Annotated in this window: 22 protein-coding genes; 12 read left to right on the top strand and 10 right to left on the bottom strand. The window is 47.5% G+C overall.

The window, feature by feature from the left end; all coding sequences use genetic code 11:
* Positions 1 to 16: 16 nt before the first annotated feature.
* Complete coding sequence (gene rpoE / locus LAT77_RS07550) at positions 17 to 598, bottom strand: RNA polymerase sigma factor RpoE (protein WP_290563950.1); 582 nt, start codon at positions 596 to 598, stop codon at positions 17 to 19.
* Positions 599 to 751: 153 nt separating this feature from the next.
* Here rpoE and nadB point away from each other — a divergent pair, with 153 nt between their 5' ends.
* The 4 genes from nadB (at position 752) to LAT77_RS07530 (ending at position 3663) form a co-directional block, all read left to right on the top strand.
* Positions 752 to 2359, top strand: a complete 1608-nt coding sequence (gene nadB, locus LAT77_RS07545; RefSeq protein WP_290563949.1) for an L-aspartate oxidase — start codon at positions 752 to 754, stop codon at positions 2357 to 2359.
* Positions 2360 to 2584: 225 nt separating this feature from the next.
* A complete protein-coding gene (locus tag LAT77_RS07540; protein WP_290563948.1) occupies positions 2585 to 2773 on the top strand; it encodes a hypothetical protein in 189 nt (62 codons plus the stop codon).
* Positions 2757 to 3110 carry a hypothetical protein gene (locus LAT77_RS07535; RefSeq protein WP_290563947.1) on the top strand — a complete coding sequence of 118 codons (354 nt, stop codon included), beginning with the start codon at positions 2757 to 2759 and terminating at the stop codon, positions 3108 to 3110. Before LAT77_RS07540 ends, LAT77_RS07535 begins: the two co-directional genes overlap by 17 nt.
* Positions 3040 to 3663 (top strand): EAL domain-containing protein, encoded by a 624-nt coding sequence (locus LAT77_RS07530; RefSeq protein ID WP_367118142.1) that lies wholly within the window; start codon positions 3040 to 3042, stop codon positions 3661 to 3663. The genes LAT77_RS07535 and LAT77_RS07530 overlap by 71 nt, the downstream gene beginning before the upstream one ends.
* Before the next feature lie 8 nt (positions 3664 to 3671).
* Here LAT77_RS07530 and cfa read toward each other — a convergent pair whose 3' ends face one another.
* Positions 3672 to 4787, bottom strand: a complete 1116-nt coding sequence (gene cfa, locus LAT77_RS07525; protein ID WP_290563946.1) for a cyclopropane fatty acyl phospholipid synthase — start codon at positions 4785 to 4787, stop codon at positions 3672 to 3674.
* A gap of 179 nt (positions 4788 to 4966) precedes the next feature.
* Between cfa and LAT77_RS07520 the strand changes: the two genes are divergently transcribed.
* The 5 genes from LAT77_RS07520 to LAT77_RS07500 all read left to right on the top strand — a co-directional run bounded on the left by LAT77_RS07520 (position 4967) and on the right by LAT77_RS07500 (position 9629).
* Positions 4967 to 6259, top strand: coding sequence for a DEAD/DEAH box helicase (locus tag LAT77_RS07520; RefSeq protein ID WP_290563945.1), 1293 nt, complete (start codon positions 4967 to 4969; stop codon positions 6257 to 6259).
* Positions 6260 to 6466: 207 nt separating this feature from the next.
* The gene (locus tag LAT77_RS07515; RefSeq protein ID WP_290563944.1) at positions 6467 to 7309 is read left to right on the top strand and encodes an alpha/beta hydrolase; all 843 of its coding nucleotides are present in this window, start codon (positions 6467 to 6469) and stop codon (positions 7307 to 7309) included.
* Positions 7297 to 8196: a GGDEF domain-containing protein gene (locus LAT77_RS07510; RefSeq protein WP_290563943.1), complete on the top strand. Its 900-nt coding sequence runs from the start codon at positions 7297 to 7299 to the stop codon at positions 8194 to 8196. Before LAT77_RS07515 ends, LAT77_RS07510 begins: the two co-directional genes overlap by 13 nt.
* Positions 8197 to 8340: 144 nt before the next feature.
* On the top strand, positions 8341 to 8691 hold the full coding sequence (locus tag LAT77_RS07505) for a PadR family transcriptional regulator (RefSeq protein ID WP_290563942.1): 351 nt from the start codon (positions 8341 to 8343) through the stop codon (positions 8689 to 8691).
* Positions 8691 to 9629 carry a hypothetical protein gene (locus LAT77_RS07500; protein WP_290563941.1) on the top strand — a complete coding sequence of 313 codons (939 nt, stop codon included), beginning with the start codon at positions 8691 to 8693 and terminating at the stop codon, positions 9627 to 9629. The genes LAT77_RS07505 and LAT77_RS07500 overlap by 1 nt, the downstream gene beginning before the upstream one ends.
* Before the next feature lie 96 nt (positions 9630 to 9725).
* Here the strand turns inward: LAT77_RS07500 and LAT77_RS07495 are convergent, their stop codons facing one another.
* A complete protein-coding gene (locus LAT77_RS07495; RefSeq protein WP_290563940.1) occupies positions 9726 to 10247 on the bottom strand; it encodes a hypothetical protein in 522 nt (173 codons plus the stop codon).
* A gap of 49 nt (positions 10248 to 10296) precedes the next feature.
* Complete coding sequence (locus LAT77_RS07490) at positions 10297 to 11127, bottom strand: hypothetical protein (RefSeq protein WP_290563939.1); 831 nt, start codon at positions 11125 to 11127, stop codon at positions 10297 to 10299.
* Positions 11128 to 11290: 163 nt separating this feature from the next.
* On the opposite strand from LAT77_RS07490, the gene LAT77_RS07485 reads away from it, so the two are divergent.
* Positions 11291 to 12235: a helix-turn-helix transcriptional regulator gene (locus LAT77_RS07485; protein WP_290563938.1), complete on the top strand. Its 945-nt coding sequence runs from the start codon at positions 11291 to 11293 to the stop codon at positions 12233 to 12235.
* On the opposite strand, the gene LAT77_RS07480 is transcribed toward LAT77_RS07485, so the two are convergent.
* The 3 genes from LAT77_RS07480 to LAT77_RS07470 all read right to left on the bottom strand — a co-directional run bounded on the left by LAT77_RS07480 (position 12232) and on the right by LAT77_RS07470 (position 13760).
* Positions 12232 to 12783, bottom strand: a complete 552-nt coding sequence (locus LAT77_RS07480; RefSeq protein WP_290563937.1) for a DUF924 family protein — start codon at positions 12781 to 12783, stop codon at positions 12232 to 12234. The two genes, LAT77_RS07485 and LAT77_RS07480, sit on opposite strands and share 4 nt — an antisense overlap.
* 93 nt (positions 12784 to 12876) lie before the next feature.
* Positions 12877 to 13221, bottom strand: a complete 345-nt coding sequence (locus tag LAT77_RS07475) for a hypothetical protein (protein ID WP_290563936.1) — start codon at positions 13219 to 13221, stop codon at positions 12877 to 12879.
* A 104-nt stretch (positions 13222 to 13325) separates the two neighbouring features.
* Complete coding sequence (locus LAT77_RS07470) at positions 13326 to 13760, bottom strand: RhuM family protein (protein WP_290563935.1); 435 nt, start codon at positions 13758 to 13760, stop codon at positions 13326 to 13328.
* A gap of 156 nt (positions 13761 to 13916) precedes the next feature.
* On the opposite strand from LAT77_RS07470, the gene LAT77_RS07465 reads away from it, so the two are divergent.
* Positions 13917 to 14081, top strand: a complete 165-nt coding sequence (locus tag LAT77_RS07465; protein ID WP_290563934.1) for a hypothetical protein — start codon at positions 13917 to 13919, stop codon at positions 14079 to 14081.
* Here the strand turns inward: LAT77_RS07465 and LAT77_RS07460 are convergent.
* From LAT77_RS07460 to LAT77_RS07450, 3 genes are all read right to left on the bottom strand, one after another.
* Positions 14065 to 14703, bottom strand: a complete 639-nt coding sequence (locus LAT77_RS07460) for a Fic family protein (protein WP_290563933.1) — start codon at positions 14701 to 14703, stop codon at positions 14065 to 14067. The genes LAT77_RS07465 and LAT77_RS07460 overlap by 17 nt on opposite strands.
* 6 nt (positions 14704 to 14709) lie before the next feature.
* Positions 14710 to 15573: a WYL domain-containing protein gene (locus tag LAT77_RS07455; protein WP_290563932.1), complete on the bottom strand. Its 864-nt coding sequence runs from the start codon at positions 15571 to 15573 to the stop codon at positions 14710 to 14712.
* A 96-nt stretch (positions 15574 to 15669) separates the two neighbouring features.
* On the bottom strand, positions 15670 to 17796 hold the full coding sequence (locus tag LAT77_RS07450; protein ID WP_290563931.1) for an EAL domain-containing protein: 2127 nt from the start codon (positions 17794 to 17796) through the stop codon (positions 15670 to 15672).
* A gap of 222 nt (positions 17797 to 18018) precedes the next feature.
* Here LAT77_RS07450 and LAT77_RS07445 point away from each other — a divergent pair, with 222 nt between their 5' ends.
* Positions 18019 to 19335 (top strand): sensor domain-containing diguanylate cyclase, encoded by a 1317-nt coding sequence (locus LAT77_RS07445; protein ID WP_290563930.1) that lies wholly within the window; start codon positions 18019 to 18021, stop codon positions 19333 to 19335.
* Positions 19336 to 19337: the final 2 nt, after the last annotated feature.

Genomic DNA, 19337 nt, shown 5'->3' with positions numbered 1-19337 from the left:
CCTATCCTCAAATCGCTTAATGTTGTTCAAGTAGCGGTTGAATGGCTTTATCAATCGCTTCCCGCGCCCGGAATATTCGAGAGCGTACCGTCCCAATCGGACAATCCATGGTAATCGCTATTTCTTCATAGCCTAAGCCGTCCAATTCGCGCAAGGTTATCGCTTGCTTTAAATCGTCGGGCAAACTATCAATGGCAGCCATCACCGTTCGCTTCAATTCATCGGACAACAACATGCCTTCGGGTGAAGCTATATCCTTCAGACCATGTCCATTATCTAAAAATTCCGCATCCTGTGCATCAATATCTGATGACGGTGGTTTGCGACCTTTCGAGACCAAATAATTCTTCGCTGTATTTACTGCAATACGATACAGCCATGTGTAAAACGCACTATCACCGCGAAAATTCGGCAATGCGCGATAGGCCTTGATAAACGCCTCTTGGGCGACATCTGGCACATCCCCTGGATGTTTCACATAACGAGCAACGAGGCTTAGAATCTTATGTTGGTACTTCTTTACCAAGACATCAAAAGCACGTTGGTCGCCACGCTGTACGCGTTCTACCAGCTGTTGATCGATTTCCTGTTCGCTCATTCGAGCCCACTCTCTCCACTACCCTTTGAGGTTATTATCAACCGGGCCCGCTGTTCTTCTGCAGTACTAGACCAGCCCTTTGTGAAAAAGTTCGCAAATTGACAACAAACAAAGGTAAAATTCATAAAATAATTCCACATACGATAAATCATCATGACTTCAGACGCTACGATTACCTGTGATGTATTAGTGATTGGCAGTGGTGCTGCCGGTCTTTCACTGGCGTTACAGCTCGCCCAAGACATGCAAGTCATCGTCCTCAGCAAAGGACCGCTGGCGGAAGGTTCGACCTATTATGCTCAAGGTGGAATCGCAGCCGTCTTCGATGAAAATGATAGTATCGAGTCGCATATTCAAGACACGCTTATCGCCGGTGCGGGGCTGTGTGAAGACAATGTTGTGCGCTATACCGCTGAACATGCAAAGGCCAGCTTAAATTGGTTAATTGAGCTCGGTGTCGCCTTTGACCGCGAAGCGGATGAAGACGGCAAGCCGCGTTTTCATCTTACTCGTGAAGGCGGACACAGCCACCGTCGGATTCTTCATGCTGCTGACGCCACCGGTCGTGCGGTGCAAAGCACACTGACGTCGCAAGCATTGAATCACCCCAATATTCGTGTACTTGAACATTATAACGCGGTGGATTTAATCACCACGCAAGATGACTCAGGACAAACACGATGTCTCGGAGCTTACGTGTGGAGCCGCCTTGACGCCAACGTACACACCATCGGTGCGCGTTTCACTGCGTTATGTACGGGCGGAGCGAGTAAAGTGTATCAATACACATCAAATCCAGACGTCGCCAGTGGTGACGGCATTGCGATGGCATGGCGTGCCGGTTGTCGTGTCGCTAACATGGAATTTAACCAGTTCCACCCGACCTGCCTGTTCCATCCTAAAGCGCATAATTTCTTATTAACCGAAGCCTTACGCGGTGAAGGCGCGATATTAAAGCGTCCCGACGGCAGCCGCTTTATGCCCGACTTTCACCCAGCCGCTGAGCTAGCGCCGCGTGATGTCGTTGCTCGCGCAATCGACTTTGAAATGAAGCGCCTCGGCGCCGACTGCATGTATTTAGACATTTCGCATAAGCCAAGCGACTTTATTCAGCAGCACTTCCCCACCATCTATGAAAAATGCCTGAGTCTTGGTATCGATATTACCCAAGAACCCATGCCGGTGGTTCCAGCAGCACATTACACCTGTGGCGGCGTCGTGACCGACCTCTCGGCACGAACCGATATCAATGCACTGTATGCGATTGGCGAGGTTGCTTATACTGGCTTGCATGGTGCCAATCGTATGGCGAGCAATTCGTTACTCGAATGTGTCGTTTTCGCGCGTGCGGCGGCGGCAGATATTTTGGCAAAGCTTCCTGAAGTCACCCTGCCAGCAGAGTTACCCTTGTGGGATGACAGTCTCGTCACAGATTCCGATGAAGAAGTCGTTATCCAACATAACTGGCACGAATTACGCCTGTTTATGTGGGACTACGTCGGTATCGTCAGAACAACCAAACGTCTCGAACGCGCATTGCGGCGTGTCGAGCTGTTGCAGCAAGAAATTCATGACTACTACGCCAATTTCCGCGTCAGTAATAATCTCCTCGAGCTGCGTAACCTCGCTCAAGTCGCTGAATTAATTATTCGCAGTGCGATGCAGCGTAAAGAGAGCCGTGGCCTGCATTACACACTCGATTATCCCAACACATTAGCGCAGTCGAGTGCCACAATTCTCGGTCCAAAGTCTAAACAATAGACGGCGGTGCCCTCTGCTCTACTTGGTCGAGGCACCGCAGTATTTATCCGCGGTTCTTAGCCTTTGCCGGTATTGCCTGTATTGTTCTGGGCGCAAGCCTGTTATCGACACTCACTGCACGCTGGTTACTTAAACTCCCGGTTGCCGCTGTAAGTTTGGGTTACGCAAGTTTTGTTCTGTACACGATCATCTGTCAAATTCCTGAAAATACTCCCTTAGCCTTTTATGTTTCGCCAATTATGGTTGCAGGAAGTCTTTGGCACTGAAGCCTATGCCTTATCCGTCGACTCGGTCATGGCGGGACAGCCGGTTCTGATCTTTAGTAAACCGGTCGTCAACGCTGATAACCAACGTTTTCAGTTGACAGCAGCCATCAATTTTAGTCAGTTTGTCCGCCATGAAATCCCCGAATAGCAACTCACTTCTTCGCGAAGCTGCCCAGCGAATCAAAACGTCAGTGCCCGCAGAGGCTTTAGTCGCACGCTTTAGCAGCGATGAATTTATTGTGTATGTCGATGGCTTGGACGTCCACCTGACCGCTAGCATTGGTGTCGCTCCGGTGGTGTTAACCGCCAACACCGCCACGCAACACATTCAGCATGCTGACGTTGCCATGTCAGCAGCGAAAGCACGCGGTGGTAACACCGTCAGTGTCTTTTCCTTAGCGATGGCCACAGCCTCTGGGTGGGTTTACCTCACCGGCAGAATTTATTCCAGTTGCCGAACAAACGGGTCAGATCGTCGAAATTAGCCATTTTGTTCTCGACCGCTCCATCGCCTTCTTAGCGCAGCTGAACCAAGACCACCCGCACCGTTATGTCGCGGTTAATCTTTCCGTTCAGTTATTCGACCGCATTGACATCACAGCGGCCATTAAGCAGCTGCTCGAAAAATATTCCGTCAATCCAAGTAATCTTCATGTCGAATTAACCGAAAGCGTATTTATTGAAGACTTTGTTGTCGTCACAACCGTTTTACAGCAATTGCGCGAACTTGGCGTTCAAGTCTCCCTCGACGACTTTGGCACCGGCTTCTCAAGCTTGAGCATGCTCCATAAGTTGCCGATCGATATTGTGAAAGTGGACCGCAGTTTTGTTCTTGAGGTTAGCAATGGCAGTGAAAGTAGAAAAATTGCCGAATCGGTCATGTTGCTGGCAAAAACATTGAACAAGAAAGTCATTGTTGAAGGCATTGAAACCAAAGAACAAATCGCCTTTAGCGAATCATTTGCATGCGACGAATTACAAGGGTTTTACTTCCATAAACCAGTGCCTGCGAACGTGATTTTGGCGAACACGGTTTAGCCGCATGGCTATACACGTTGATAACCATCACGTACGCCTCGCGGTGATAAAACCAATTGCCACAGTTGAATATCGCGCGCTCGAAATGCCCCAGCGCAAGAAAGCAAATAATAGCGCCACATGCGCTCGAATGTATCGCCAAGTTTCGTTTGAAATTGTGGCCAAGCATTCGTGAAGTTTGCATGCCATGCCATCAAAGTTTTATCGTAGTCAGCGCCAAAATTATGCAGATCTTCTATGACAAACTTACCACCTGATGCTTCACCTATTTGCTCAACCGATGGTAATTCACCGTTCGGAAAGATGTAACGGTCTATCCACGGATCTGGTGTTGAATTTCGTTTATTTTTGCCAATCGTGTGAAGTAAAAATAAACCGTCAGTTGCTAAACAGCGCTGCGCAACATCGAAGAAAGTCGCGTAATTCTTACGCCCTACATGTTCGAACATGCCAACACTAACGACACGTTCAAAGCGTTCATTGAGATCACGATAGTCTTGTAGTCGAAATATTAACGGTAACTTGCGGTAGCGCTGTTGTGCCCATTCCACCTGAGCTTTTGATACGGTTACACCGACACACTCGACCCCATATTTTTCAGCCGCATAGCTCATTAAACTACCCCACCCGCAGCCAATATCCAGTAATCGCATTCCGGGCTCGAGTTGTAATTTCCGACAAATGAGATCGAGTTTTGCTTCTTGCGCTTGCTCCAGCGTCGGCGCATCACGCCAAAATCCGCACGTATATGTCATTCGTGAATCTAGCATTGCCGCGTAAAAATCATTATTTAAGTCATAATGAGCTTGGCCTACCTGCCAAGCACGTCTCGTCGTTTGTCGATTGAAAAGCTGGACTCGTAAATAATGGCCAAACAGTCGCACAGGATTTATCTTGCTCTGCAGGTTGGCGCAAAGAATACGATCAAAAAACTGATCGAGATGAGCACATTCCCACCACCCCTCCATATAACTCTCACCCAAACCAAGATTCGCCTGCGCGACAATTCTGTCGTACACACGAGAATCGTGCACGTGCATATCCCAAGGATTCGAACCATTGATATCTACACCTGCACTTTCCAGGAGATTTCTTATCAAAGATTCAGATTTTTTCGCGGACATAAAAACCCCCTTCGATGATAAAACGACAGTCCTTAATAAAAGAACGCACATCCTAAGCATATACGCTTTTTCCAATCATGCTTGCTTGCAAATCTAGTCAACGGCAAATTTAACTGCATCGAACACGGTTCTAAGGTAGAATGCAGCATCTTTATCACTATTAAGTTGCACATTTATACATGACATTTTCTGAACTCGGACTTTCCCCTGAAATTCTTACTGCTCTTACACGCCAAGGTTATACCGAACCGACTCCCATTCAAGAACAAGCAATTCCCGCAGTCTTAGCTGGTCATGACGTCATGGCTGCAGCACAGACGGGAACCGGTAAAACCGCAGGCTTCACCTTACCGATTTTAGAAATGCTCAAGGGTAACGAACGAGCGCAGGCGAACACAGCTCGGGTACTGATTTTAACACCAACGCGCGAACTCGCCGCGCAAGTTGGCGAAAGTGTTGCCACCTACGGTGCGAATTTGCCGTTGAATTACGCCGTTGTCTTTGGTGGGGTAAAAATCAACCCGCAGATGATGAAACTGCGCAAAGGCGTCGATATTCTGGTGGCGACTCCAGGACGCCTATTAGATCTCTATCAGCAGAATGCAATTCGTTTCCCGAAACTCGAAATGCTGGTACTCGACGAAGCCGACCGCATGCTCGACATGGGCTTTATTCATGACATTAAGAGAATCATGAAATTTCTGCCCGCGAAGCGCCAAACACTGATGTTTTCAGCAACGTTCTCCAACGATATTCGGGCTCTCGCGAAAGGATTAGTGAATAACCCTGTTGAAATCTCCGTGGCACCGCCAAATGCGACCGCCGAGCGCATCGAACAAACCATGTATGCAGCCGACAAAAGTCAAAAACCGCGCATGTTAATGCAAATTCTGCGCAACCTAAATTTGCCACAAGTCATTGTATTCTCGCGCACCAAGCATGGTGCCAACCGCTTAGCGAAGCAACTCGACAACGAAGGATTTTTGGCAGCTGCAATTCATGGAAACAAAAGTCAGGGCGCCCGAACCAAAGCCCTCGCCGACTTTAAATCTGGCAATGTCCAAGTGCTCGTCGCCACCGACATAGCTGCCCGTGGCCTTGATATCGAAAAGCTCCCCTATGTGATCAACTATGATTTACCTCAAGTTGCTGAAGACTATGTCCACCGCATTGGCCGCACTGGTCGCGCAGGCCAAGTCGGTCACGCAATTTCACTGGTTATGGACGAAGAATTCAAAACCCTGAAAGCGATTGAAAAGCTAATTGGTCAACCCATTGAGCGCTGCAAGCTTGAAGGTTTTGCTGACGTTACCTTGAATGGCAGTACACCGGCGCCGAAGCAAGGGCAACGCCCGCCGCGTAAACCTCAAGCGAGCGGAGACAAGAAACGTACCAGCGGCAATAAGCGTGGACATTCGTCCCGTGGGAATTCAGGCCAACGCAACAGCGCAAAGAAACCATCCGCATCATGAAACACAACTCCTCGTTCGACAGGGCGAGGAGTTTCCCAACACCGCAATCACAGATCCCCGATTCGAGCTCGCACAATTCCACAGAAATATAAAGGTTGGCTCAAGCCCGACTATAGACTATTCTCAAAAAGTTGAAGAAGAATTGTAAAAAGTGTTTAATACATCACTTTCTATTAATTTATGTAATGATGGATTTTACATATAGTCATGACAAACGTTATTCAAAGAAACAACGTCGAAGTTCTCGGGACAGGATCAGAGGTGTTGATGCTTGCTCACGGTTTCGGTTGTAATCAACAGATGTGGCGATTTTTGATTCCTGAATTAGCACAGCGTTTTCAGCTTGTCTTGTTTGACTATGTCGGTGCAAACACCAGTGACCTCAGCGCGTTCTGCAGTAAAAAATACGCCGAACTTGACGGTTATGCGCAAGACATCATTGATATCTGTGAAGCACTTGATTTAAACAAGGTGACGTTAGTCGGTCATTCCGTTAGCGGCATGATTAGTTTGATTGCCGCGCAGAAAATACCCGAGCGGATTGCCAATCTTGTGATGGTCTGCCCTTCTCCCTGTTTTCTAAACGATGGCGACGACTATCAAGGTGGCTTTGAGCACGACGATCTGCAAGAGCTGCTTGATTTAATGGATAAGAACTACATTGATTGGGCCAACTATTTAGCACCGTTAGTCACCGGTACAGAAGCTGGCGCATTAACCTCCGAGCTTTCCGAAAGCTTTTGTAGCACCAATCCGATCACTGCGAAAACGTTTGCAAAAGCAACCTTCTTTTCTGATCATCGCTCACTACTACCGCGAAACCAGCATCCGACACTCCTCATTCAAAGCGACCAAGATTCTTTAGCCGCCGTGACTGTCGGTCAGTATATGGCTGAAAACATGCCGCACAGCCAACTTCAAGTTGTTCCAGCGCGAGGTCACTGTTTGCATATGAGCCATCCCGACACGGTCGCCGCGGTGATCCATGAGTTTTTGCCAGCAAAGTCTAATGGCGCAACCCACGAGCTTCGAGCAGCGTGCCACACGTAGCCGCAACCATACAGTCAGCCATTGACCTATTTCCTTGTGGTCTGGTGGTGACCAAACGTAACGAGCGCACCATCGTTGCAGCGAATCAGCATTTCTACGATTTGTGTCCACTGCAACCCGGCAGCTCAGCAAGTATTAGCGCCATATTCACCAACGCATCACGAATTATGCTGGAATCCTATGTCATGCCATTACTGCTGAGCAAACAGCAATGTGACGAAATTCAACTGTCCATAGAAAAGGAGAATGGCGAGCGCTTACCCGTATTGGTCAATGCGCGCATTACGACGGAATTTCCAGAACTCATTCATTGGGTCATCACCGCTGCAAAACAACGCGACGAGCTCTATCAGGAATTAGTGAATCTGCGTAACCATCTCGAATATAAAGCAGAAGTATTCTCGAATCTGGCCAGAACCGATGAATTAACTGGGCTATTGAATCGCCGCGCATTTATTGAGAACGCCGAAATCTTAATTGGTGATGCACAACGGCAACAGCGTCCCTACGCCTTTTTCATGATGGATATCGATAACTTCAAAGCCATCAACGACCGCTATGGTCACGATGTTGGTGATCGAGTACTTCGCGACATCGCCAACATCTTTAAACCGAATGTTAGGGACACCGATACACTCGCCCGAGTAGGCGGTGAGGAATTCGCCATTGTCGCGCAAGTGCAATCGGCAGAACATGCCAAGGCCTATGCCGAGCGACTGCGGGAAGCTGTTTCGGCGGAAAGCGTTGCCGGTATTCAGGTTACCATCAGCATTGGCCTCGCCACATCCAAACAACACAGCCTTAGTCAACTCTTTAAACACGCCGACAAGTTGCTCTATGCAGTAAAAAATACCGGCAAGAATCAGGTCATGCTGACTGCTTTATAGCATTTTCTAGCGAATTTCTGCTTCCTGCTTGCAAAATTCCATAATTCTTCTTGCGCTTTTACTGTGTCTCACCTAGTATCAAGTTGCTGTGTGATAAACAGTATGTATCACACAGTAAAAATTGAAGCGAAAGAAGGAAACAGAATGACAACTGCACCGAGCGACAAATTAAAGCTAGAACTCCGCCGTGGTGTGTTGGTATTGGCGGTACTTGCTTCATTGCGCGACCCACATTACGGCTATTCGCTACGCCAACAATTGCAAGACTCCGGTATTGATATTGACGAAGGTACGTTGTACCCACTCATTCGCCGACTTGCCGATCAAGGTCTATTGGACAGTGAGTGGAAACATGCAAGTGGTCGAGAACGCCGTTATTACCAACTATCCGCCCTTGGCAGTGAGCGGCTGGAACAACTCACGCAGGAGTGGAGCGCGTTAAACACTGCGCTTAGCCCCCTGCTCAGACCGACTAATGAATTGGAGAGTGACTGATGGACATGGTTGAACGCTATATAGCAGCAGTAAAACGGGAACTACCATCTCGCAAACGCGACGATATTGGCCGTGAGTTAGAGGCCAATATTATGGACAAAATTGAAGCGCTCGAAGCGCAGCATGGTCAATTAAATGAAGCGCAAGTCAGTGAGCTCTTGATCAGCATGGGGCATCCGCGCTCAGTCGCGCATGAATTCTGCCCACCGAAACCTCTAGTCTCGGTTGAACTCATGCCCATCTACCTGAACACACTCTATATGGTGCTTGGTATTCTCTTTGTCATCTCATCGTTGGAAGTTGCCACACGTTGGTTAAGCGGCACCGAAATGACACTCCTGTTATATATGAAAGCCTTAGCTAGTCATTTCTTAAATGCGGGTTATTTTGCCTTCACCTGGGTGACGATTGGCTTTATTGTCATGACACGAGACAACAAGAAACAAAGTCCGGCAGCGACCTGCGCATGGAGCCCCGCGAAATTGCTACCTGCGGTCAACGGTTGGCAGCATATTCGTTTGCAAGATATTTTCACCGACCTTGCGACCACCCTCTTTCTGGCACTGGTTATCTGGTACCCGATTCTTCGCCCGGGCCCCGGTATTGAAAGTATATTTAATGCGCAAGTATGGACGGTTTTACTGTGGTTTACGCCGGTAATCGCGATTGCCGTAATGAGTAGCTTATGGCAACTGCGCACCCGCCTCTGGACCCCTCGCCTACTCATGATCAATATTGGGGTGAGCAGTGCGTTTCTCGCCATGGCGCTTTGGATGATGCTGAATACACCTATCTTGCGTATTAGCGAAACCACGTGGGAAGGTGCAATTAGTGCCGTCAACATCGAGCGCTGCGTGTTTGTTGTTGTACTTTTCGTCGCTGGGATTGCGCTATACGAGATCATTCGCGATGGGCGCCGCTTGCTCAAACTTCGATGAGTTCTCGGCCATAAAAAACTAAACGTGAGCGTACCTGCCCACGTTTAGTTTTACCTGCATCGAAAAACAGCTCGAGTTCAAACTCGCTCCATTCAATCAAGAACCTTTCAGCAACTGCGTATCAAACGTTCCAGAGACGTCTTTGCAATCCGATGTATCCGCTTCGCTGTAAAAACTCGCTTTCGCACACATACGGCCACTGAAGGTACCGACTGCATGTGCATTCTCACCCAAGCGGTAAGTCTCTAACGTCACTGTTACTGCCGTTTCCTCACTCGAATAAAATTTATGACCCATCCCCTCGGGCCAATAACTGAAAGAGGCACTATTGACTTGCGGCGAATTACTGGCCTCCATGACACTGATCTCGAGTGTAAAAACATTCTTCATCATGCTTTCAGCCTGCGGATCATGCGCTTGCAGGTTTAAAATAGTCACAGGACCAAAACTACTCCATGTCGCGCTTGCTTGGTGGTCACGCGTTTCCCCGAGGGTGATCCCACGGTAACGCTCATCGTCGAACTCTGCAGTTACCTCGCCAACACCCTCTGCTGCATTGGAACAGCCTGTCAGTAACGCCAACATACTGGCGACTAAAACTACTTTTCGATCACTCATGCCTGTCATCTCCCTGTTAAGTCGTAGTGCTTGCGACATTCAGAATCCCTTAGTTGAATATTCTGCCGAGTGTTCTTTCGACCGCCTTGTCAAGTGCTCTGTCAGTTGCACGATCGACAGCTTGTTCCACTTTACTGCTTTGGCGGTTTTTCTGACGTTCAGCTTTTTGCGCCAAAAACTGCTCCATCGCATTGGTATCTCCGCTACCATGCTCGGCTGCTGACAAAGCCATCGGCTCTGCAGGTAAGTTGAACCGAGTGACTTGCGGAGCATCGGCGGTAATCATCGCTAGTTGAAACTCCGTACCTTGTTTAAGTAAACCCCAACCTTCATCAATAATAAGTTGTTCCATTGCAACAACACTCTGAGGTAATTCCCCACCGCTCGCGCGCAATAGAATTTTACTCATTTCATGCATTGTTCGCGTTAAAGCAACCACTTTGGCATCACGGCTCATCACCATCGACTGCGTCTGTCTATCGCCATTGCCATCGACAAACGTCATCACGAACTCTTCACCCTGAATCCCCGCAATATTCTCACGATTATTCGTTTTCTTGAAATCGATGATCTCTCGGATTTCCTCATTCCACACGGTGTCCTGGGCAAACGCATCGCCGTATGCCGCAGCGGCCGCAACAACGTCTAGAACCATCACTTGTTCCGCATCATCAACGACAATGTAAAGCTTATTATCACGCATAAGCATATAGCCGTCTCCCGAACTATCACTGATACGCAACATGTTTGGTGCACGAAACTCGACGTGAATATGTGCTCCATCTTCAATCAGAAATGCTTGGCCATTATCACTTGCTGTCGCGTTGGAACCGATGAGCGCCGTCGCAAAAACAGCGCATATTAGTATTAAATTTTTCATGACTGTGTCTTCCTCTCCTGCATCGTGCCGCCTATCGCTACACAACGGATCATCATTGAAACCTTACTCAGCTACCATAAATAACAATCCGGGAAGATTTTATCCTCCATTTGCACTACAATTATTCAACAAGTGAATACGAAACAAACAGGGAGGTGCAATAATGACTATACAAAAACAACGGCTTGATCAGTTTATTCTGGACCTTCATGACGCCAGTATGTATCTGTCATCACAAGACTTTCAACAATGGACATTGAAAGAAGTCCGCCGTTATATTGACTTCGATTTTGCGATCTGGGGGGCGGGTGATGGTCGCCACAGACAACTCCATCACGCAACGATTTTAGACCAAGTGAACACACTATTTAATACTTGGGAGCCTGTTAAACACATCGATCCTTTTGCCAATTTAGTAATTGGCAACACCGGTCAAACGTGGACAACTGAGTCGGTAACCAACTTCAAAGAATCCATTGCGTTTCGCCAACACTGGGGCCAATACCACGCACAACAAATGATGTCGACGATGGAAGTCGATCAGAAAACGGGCTTGCACGTATTTGTTACGCTAGCGCGCGACCAAGAAAAACATCGATATACCAAGGAAGAGTGTGTTTTAAAGAACATCATTACACAGCATATTTTTCTCGCTGCACGGCATAATGATCTGCACCACTTGCGAGCACTTCGCACCCCCGCTGCTTTAATGGATCGAGGCGGAATATTAAATGCTGCACTAACCGATTTTCGCGCTTTGGTTGTGCAAGAATGGGGACGCTGGGCAGAACATAAATTACCAAAACATGTGACCCAATCGCTTTGGCAAACCGGAAGCTATCGAGGTCGTCACATTGTTCTTAACGCCCAAACATTTAACAATCGTTTATTGGTACGTGCCGGTATCGCACCGCAAGTCCATTTGAGTACACGTGAACACGAAGTTGCTTGGGCCTACGTGAGCGGACACACCCATAAAGAAGTCGCTAAACTCCTCGAAATATCGCCGACCACCGTACGGACTCATCTGGCCCGGGTTTATCAAAAACTCGAAATCACTGACAAAGCCTCACTCGCATTTTGGTTACGTGAAAACACGAACAACTAAAACGACGACCCGGGTTGCTTTAAAAACGCGACTTCTTCAGTGCTTGACTCACGACCCAATACAGCATTTCGGTGTGGGTAGCGGCCAAAGCGCACGATAATATCGCGATGTTTAATTTCAAACTCTAGGTTAGATTCAAGGCCGGGTTGGTCGTAAAGTCGCAAGGCAAGATCATGAATGATTAGCGACTCACTGTGCATATACGGCATATAAAGAAACGCTTTCTGTGTGCTAGATAGCTCGCGATCAAGGCCTAACCGCACCGCTTCTTGTGCCAATGCCAGTGCTAATGCGTCGTTCGCGAAAGCGTCTGGGCGGTCGCGATAGATGTTGCGAGAGAACTGGTCGAGCACAATAATTTCCGCCAAACGCCCTGTCGCTGTGTCCCGCCAATCAAATAACTCACAATGCGCAGCAGCGCTTAGCGTTGCCTGAAAACGCTGGCTTATAGTTCGATCAAGCGCGTCGTCTTTGCTGAACCATTGCGCCTGCGACAGCTCGTTAAACCAAAAATCGAGAACGTCGTTAGCAGTGACGACTTTGTTCATGACAACCTCCAAGTTAGCGCCGAATAAAGTGAAAATAGACAAACGTTTGGACATTCTGAGCTGGCGTCATATGTTCTTCGTAACGTTCTTCTACTAATTCAAATTCGTTACCGAGCTCAGCCGAGATCGTTGTGGCATCATACTGCACAACCGGCAAACCGCTGCACTTTTCTGGACCGCCAATCGAGCTTGCGTCTTAGCCAGCGCAGCAGAAGAAATATCCAACACCGTTAGGTTGCGGTACCCCAACGCCAACATGCGATCCACCAGCACTGAAGCGCCACCACCGACGTCAATGACTGGCTGATTTGCCGTCAGCTGACAGTTCGCAATAAGTTCAAGCGACACCGTTGGCTCAGTTTGAAACCAACTGACCTCCGACTCGTCCTTATTATCATAAACCCGCTGCCAATGCGCTTTTCGATCCAAGTCTTGCATAACACCTGCTCATTAAGATTGGGGATACCGACACCATAACAGGCAACCCGGTATCAGAATAGTTCTGAGTTTTCCTACCACATGCTGTTTGCGAAGTAGTCTGACTAATGACATACAAGATCGCTAGTTGCCAAATCCAACGCTTGCTGAAATTCAATACCGCGCTCTTCAAGCCGGCGTTGATTGTGGGTGCAGACCTGAATTAAGTGGTCTTTTAAGGTTTGTGTCGTCCACTTTCTGAACTGCACACCACGTTGTGATTTCACGCGATAGCCGACGGAAATAATGACGTCAAGGTCATAAAAATTGGTAGGCTTCTTAGCAAATTCGGAATTTCCGAATTTCTTCATAACATCGGATTCATCGAGCTCTTTCTCAATGAAGATGTTCTTAATATGTTCATTCACCGTCGAATTTGCTTTACCAAATAGCTCTGCCATCTGGTCTTGGCTCAACCATACAGTTTCCTGTTCAAGCGCCACTTCTAGCTGCGCCTTTCCATCTGCGCTGGTGAACAATTTTATACTTTGTGTTTTCATGTCCTTCTTCCTTGTCTTAATGACACCATAAATGATTCAACAATTGCGGCTTTTGGAGCTAATCATCTGTTTCTAAGGCTCGACAAGATTCCTCTTTATGCTCCCGCCTGCTATAATAACAACCTAAATGCGCACTCTTTCTTGTGGGGCCTACTCATGAACCGGAAGTTACCAAACCAACCGATTAAAGTCACAAGAAGCCGAATCATTCGTTCGGTTGCCAGTTCAAGTGCCATTGAGACAGGTGAAAAGATCGAGCTTATCGAAAAGCGTTTAAAAGCTTCAGATAAAAGCTCAAAAAAAGTCACCCTTGCGATGTAGAACTTCCTTGCCCCAGAATAACGTCTCGAACAAGGCGCTCAAGATGCATAAGTTCGCCATCACGTCCTGCTTGAATTGCTTTAAAGTAAAATTCTTTGTGTTCATCCCATAAGCTGTAGTCTAAGGGCTCAAGCCCTGATTTTACTGACATGACATCAAGCAGCAAACGGGAAATTCGTCCATTTCCCTCTCGAAATGGATGAATCAAAATAAACTCCACATGTAACTTGCTGAGAAATGAAAAAAGCTCAGGATCGCTCAACTCTGGCAAATGCTGAAACTCTCTTAGTAATGTTTCAAAATTTTCTGCTAGTCGTTGAATTTGACTTGGAGTTGCGAAATCTATGTCAGGCTTTGACATATTTACAGTTCGTAACTCACCTGCCCAAGAATAGACATTACCCAGCCACATTTTGTGCCAATGAGATATCGTTGAAAACGTTATCTTCTCAGGAAAGTTTTCAAACACATGCATATACAAAGCATCAAGTAGCTCGGTCTCGATCAAATTCATTTCGCTTGGATCAACAATACCTAGAAAGTTCTTTAGAACTAATTCATTTGAGCCCGGCTCAAACATTCCTTCATCTCCCGGTACTGCATAGCGATTACCCTGTTTCATCGAAGGTCACCCATACCCCGGCGCAATCGCCAGATTCGGGGTATCCACCAAGGTGACGCGGTTGCGCAGCCACAACTGATACTCTGGACCGCGCAAATCGGCATCTTCAGTGCAGTCGACGTTCCAACGTCGCAACAAATAACCCGCCATAGCGGCTCTAACTTCAACGGTTAGTACGCCGTTTTTCATGCCGTAATCACGCTCAATGGCGCATTTGTGTTTGATATTGTGCGGGTGTGGCACCAGCTGCAATGGAATCATCCGCTGCCATTCATGGTCATTTTCTGCGCCTTCAAAGTCTTCGGCAGTGCCGCAAATGTTCACTTTTTCAATTCGGGTCAGCACAAAATCACGATAACTTTGCGACACACGATCAAACGCCCGCAAATGCCAACGTAAACCGTTGTCGACAATCGCATGCGGTACTAACTGTTTGACCGAATTGCCACTGCTAAGGGAGGTATAAGTCGCTTCAATCGCTTTCTGATTTAAAATCGCCTGCACGAGGCGCGCCACCACAAATAAATCGGGGACATTCAGACGCGACGGCGCTTCAACCGGAAAATGAATATCGCCAATGGCATCAAAACCATCGGAAATATCATTGGCGAGTTTGACCAGCGTGCGTTGCGGATCATGTTGAAACAGCGGCTTAAACGCGTCGGTTTGAAAGTAGCGTTTTTGCTGTTGGTCATAACGGAGGTTCTGCGGCGCTAGTTGCTTGTACAAATTAAAATCGCGAGAACCGGCAGAAAGCCCTACCTCAAAACGGTTAATCAAGTCGTTGCGATAAATTGAACCGCGAAATAGCAGGCAAAAATCGATATAAGCAAGGCGCTGTTTTTGCGCAAATGAAACTGAATCTAGCATCGTCCGTGGCCACTCTTCGAATGATTCGAAACTCAGTGTGGTTTATTTTGATGCGGTTGTAAAGTCTCAATCACGCCAAAAACACTGCAACCCAAGTTACAGCGGTTCCGGTCGATGAATGGCGTAGCCCTGCCCGAGGTCAATCCCAAGCGAATGCAAGTGCTCAAGCATTGCCGCCTCTTCAATTCGTTCAGCAATGGTCACTAAATCCATGACGTCGGCTATATTCTTTATCGTCGAAACAATCGCTTGGCTAACCGGGTTGTCCTGTACATTTTGAATGAACTCGCCGTCAATTTTGACATAACGAATAGGAAGTTTATCCAAGTAGCTGAACGTTGCCACGCCGCTACCGAAATCGTCGAGAGCAAATTCGATACCGCGTTCTCGAATTTTCGTCATCATCGCAGCGGTGCGTTGAATATTAGTGACTGCTGCAGTTTCAGTGACTTCAATGCACAATTTGTCGGTGTCAACATTGGGATAGAGATCGAGCATTCTATCTATATATTGCACGAAACTCGGATTACTCAACGTAATCCCAGACACATTCACAAACAATCGCGGCTGCGCAACATCGGCGTCATTTAAGCGTTGAAAAACTTTATTTAAAATGTGCCGATCGAGCTGCTCTATTAGGCCATAACGTTCAGCTGCAATAATAAATGCGCCGGGCGCAATGAACTCACCATTCTCGTCTTGAAGTCGACTGAGAACTTCTTTATGCAAAAGTTTATCCGGCTCATTCAAAGCAACGATTTTTTGTCCAAACAGGATAATCCGATCGTCGCGCATCGCGATTTTCAACCGGTTTACCCAGTCCATGTCATTAATTTGCTGCTTCACATCTGAATCAGTCGGATCCGCGATTTGGATACGACCACGGCCCTTATCCTTTGCCAAAAAGCACGCTGAATCTGCAGCGGAAAGCGCCTGGACAAAATTATAGCCGGTTTCACCACCAAAAAACGCCACGCCAATACTCGCACCGACACTATATTTCTGTGACTCCCAAATAAAGGTATGGTCATTAATAATGCGTAAATAACTCTCGGCAATCTTTACAGCTGTAATCGGCAAGCAGTCCTGCAATAAAACCACAAACTCATCACCACCGACACGTGCGAGTCGTCCTTCGTGTTCGACCGTTTCCATCAGACGCGCAAGTTGCACCAAGAGCTCATCGCCGGCATGATGACCACAACGATCATTCACAATTTTAAAATGATCTAAGTCTAAATAAAGCACCGCATGTGTGCCTTTTGTCGCTTCTAAAATGGCACTGTAATTAATCATCTCACGACGATTAAATAGGCCCGTTAAGCCATCGCGCAGGGCTTCATAACGAATTTGTTGAGTCAAGGTGTGGGCTTCAGTGACATCATAACCTTGGACGAAAATGCCTGTAACCTGATTCTCATGATCCGTGATCGGCTGATAGACTAAATCGAGGTAGACAAACTCAGGGGCCTGGTTCCCTTGGCGCTGCAGTTGGATCGGGAGGGCTTTACCGATATAAGGTTCTCCCGTTTTATATACAGTGTCGAGCAAACTAATAAAGCCTTGGCTAACGATTTCCGGAAGCACTTCCGCGACGGTTTTGCCGATAATCTGCGTACGGCCAATTAAATCCAAATAGGACTGATTAGCCATCTCATAAATGTGCGACCGTCCGCGCAGAATACAAATAAAACCCGGAGCTTGCTGAAACAATGCATGAAGGCGTGACCGCTCCTTGGCTAAAATCTGCATAGCGCTTTTGTTTGGCTCGAAGCTTGATTCGTCGTTTTCGCTCAGCCGCGCAACATAATCAGTGTCTCGGTGTTGCAGGTTAACCAATACGCTGATGTCGGTCGGTTGATTCAAAATATAAACAACGTCACCTTCTTCATTCAGAATCGGCGTATTCATGACTTGCCAATAGCGCGCGTCGGCATGCGCTTGCTGACTGAGCAAATCATAATGTAACTGCGTAATTTGGTCCTGCTGCTTGGTATGAAGAACACGTTCGAGCGATGCGCGCTGTGGATTTTGCTGATCCGCCGAAGGTACTGGAAAAGCATCAAATACAAAACGACCTTTAAGCTCGCATCGTAGCCGCCCGACAGAACGTTCATAAGCTTCGTTACACCAAATAATCGTCAACGAAGGGTCTAACAAAAGCGCTGGTGCGTCGCTTTTGTAAAAGATACGTTCAAAATCTACTGAATAACTAAGTTCCATTTCCTTTTCGGCTCCTTGCTTGCGCAGCGCTCGATGTAACAATAAGGTGTGACATTCTGTCACAGCGATGAGTTAATTATGTCATAGTTTGTCGCAGAAAAATATGTCGACTTATGAACATAATTTCGCAGCATGATTAATTTTGCAGCACAGTCGATTTTCACTTAATATGAATGGTAGAAACCACTGCTGTCAGCGACTTCGGCATCAAGGAAAACCCCATTGCCCAACGATACATCCCTAGAAAAACTCGCACGACTCGAAGACATTCTCCACAGTGCCGGCGCTGCTACTTGGGAGTGGAATGTGCAAACCGGCGAGCTCATTCTTAATGAAATGTGGGCCCAGTTGTTGGGTTATACCCTTGCGGAACTCGAGCCCATTTCCATCGCGACTTTTCAAAGATACTCCCATCAAGACGATTTCGCCAAGACCACTGCATTATTTGAACGTGTATTCGCCAATATCGACAATATCTATCACTGTGACCTGCGTATGCGGCATAAAAATGGGCACTGGATTTGGGTGCGCGACACCGGCCGGGTCTACTCACGCACGCCAACGGGCGAACCCGAATGGGTGATTGGTATGCACGTCGACATTAGTGCCAACAAGCACATCGAAGAGCAAGTCATCGCTCAACAAGTCACCCTCGAACGTGCACAAGAAATTGGTCGCCTCGGTTATTGGACCGCCACGCCAACCGTAGAAGAGCTCTTTTGGTCCCCAAAAATCTATAGAATTTTAGGTCTCGACGACCAACAGCAGCAACCTTCTGTAGAGATATTTCGAAGCCTGGTTCATCCAGAGGACCTGGAATTTTTTGACCAACAAATGGTTTCACTCGTCAACGGTGACGAATTTGATTTTGAGCATCGCGTCATTCGGCCTGACGGTGGCATCGTTTGGGTTCATGAACGCGCCACGCAATCGGAGTTGAACGGCCGCATCATGCTCGTCGGTACGATGCAGAACATCACGGACCGAAAAACCATTGAAACGCGTCTGACAGAGCTCTCTCAGACCGATGAACTGACGCGGATCTATAACAGACGTTACTTACTTGAGCGCTTACGCGAGGTGATCAGTACGCCGCCAACAAGTAAGAAAGCGGAAAATCCTGGGGTTTTGGCCCTACTCGACCTTGATCACTTTAAAGCGATTAACGACACCTACGGTCATGATGCTGGCGATGAAGTTTTGAAAGCGCTTGCGAGTTTTCTAAAAGAGTCTGTTCGTCCGAGCGATGTCGTCGCGCGAACCGGTGGTGAGGAGTTCGTTGTTCTCATGTTCGACACCACAGTGAATCAAGCTTTACCGACGCTGAATCATATTCTTGCAGGGGTTCGCCAACTCAAGTTTCGGTTCGACGATGAGCCGCTATCGATTTCTACAACCATAGGTGTAACCGAGGTTGCAGTCGATGATATCGATACCAGTGATGTCTTGATTCGAGCAGATCGCGCCCTGTATCACGGCAAAAATAACGGCCGCGATCAAATTGTTACCTCGATTGACACATTATTCACTGATGAATAGGT

The sequence above is a fragment of the Aliidiomarina sp. genome (assembly GCF_022565475.1).
Classification (GTDB): domain Bacteria; phylum Pseudomonadota; class Gammaproteobacteria; order Enterobacterales; family Alteromonadaceae; genus Aliidiomarina.
Note: the sequence above shows the minus strand (reverse complement) of the source record. Positions and strands in the feature narration are given on the sequence as shown.

Coding starts and splice junctions, on each gene's coding strand:
- rpoE (WP_290563950.1), bottom strand. CDS start 598: ATGAGCGAACAGGAAATCGATCAACAGCTGGTAGAACGCGTACAGCGT.
- nadB (WP_290563949.1), top strand. CDS start 752: ATGACTTCAGACGCTACGATTACCTGTGATGTATTAGTGATTGGCAGT.
- LAT77_RS07540 (WP_290563948.1), top strand. CDS start 2,585: ATGTTTCGCCAATTATGGTTGCAGGAAGTCTTTGGCACTGAAGCCTAT.
- LAT77_RS07535 (WP_290563947.1), top strand. CDS start 2,757: ATGAAATCCCCGAATAGCAACTCACTTCTTCGCGAAGCTGCCCAGCGA.
- cfa (WP_290563946.1), bottom strand. CDS start 4,787: ATGTCCGCGAAAAAATCTGAATCTTTGATAAGAAATCTCCTGGAAAGT.
- LAT77_RS07520 (WP_290563945.1), top strand. CDS start 4,967: ATGACATTTTCTGAACTCGGACTTTCCCCTGAAATTCTTACTGCTCTT.
- LAT77_RS07515 (WP_290563944.1), top strand. CDS start 6,467: ATGACAAACGTTATTCAAAGAAACAACGTCGAAGTTCTCGGGACAGGA.
- LAT77_RS07505 (WP_290563942.1), top strand. CDS start 8,341: ATGACAACTGCACCGAGCGACAAATTAAAGCTAGAACTCCGCCGTGGT.
- LAT77_RS07500 (WP_290563941.1), top strand. CDS start 8,691: ATGGACATGGTTGAACGCTATATAGCAGCAGTAAAACGGGAACTACCA.
- LAT77_RS07495 (WP_290563940.1), bottom strand. CDS start 10,247: ATGAGTGATCGAAAAGTAGTTTTAGTCGCCAGTATGTTGGCGTTACTG.
- LAT77_RS07490 (WP_290563939.1), bottom strand. CDS start 11,127: ATGAAAAATTTAATACTAATATGCGCTGTTTTTGCGACGGCGCTCATC.
- LAT77_RS07485 (WP_290563938.1), top strand. CDS start 11,291: ATGACTATACAAAAACAACGGCTTGATCAGTTTATTCTGGACCTTCAT.
- LAT77_RS07480 (WP_290563937.1), bottom strand. CDS start 12,783: ATGAACAAAGTCGTCACTGCTAACGACGTTCTCGATTTTTGGTTTAAC.
- LAT77_RS07475 (WP_290563936.1), bottom strand. CDS start 13,221: ATGCAAGACTTGGATCGAAAAGCGCATTGGCAGCGGGTTTATGATAAT.
- LAT77_RS07470 (WP_290563935.1), bottom strand. CDS start 13,760: ATGAAAACACAAAGTATAAAATTGTTCACCAGCGCAGATGGAAAGGCG.
- LAT77_RS07465 (WP_290563934.1), top strand. CDS start 13,917: ATGAACCGGAAGTTACCAAACCAACCGATTAAAGTCACAAGAAGCCGA.
- LAT77_RS07460 (WP_290563933.1), bottom strand. CDS start 14,703: ATGAAACAGGGTAATCGCTATGCAGTACCGGGAGATGAAGGAATGTTT.
- LAT77_RS07455 (WP_290563932.1), bottom strand. CDS start 15,573: ATGCTAGATTCAGTTTCATTTGCGCAAAAACAGCGCCTTGCTTATATC.
- LAT77_RS07450 (WP_290563931.1), bottom strand. CDS start 17,796: ATGGAACTTAGTTATTCAGTAGATTTTGAACGTATCTTTTACAAAAGC.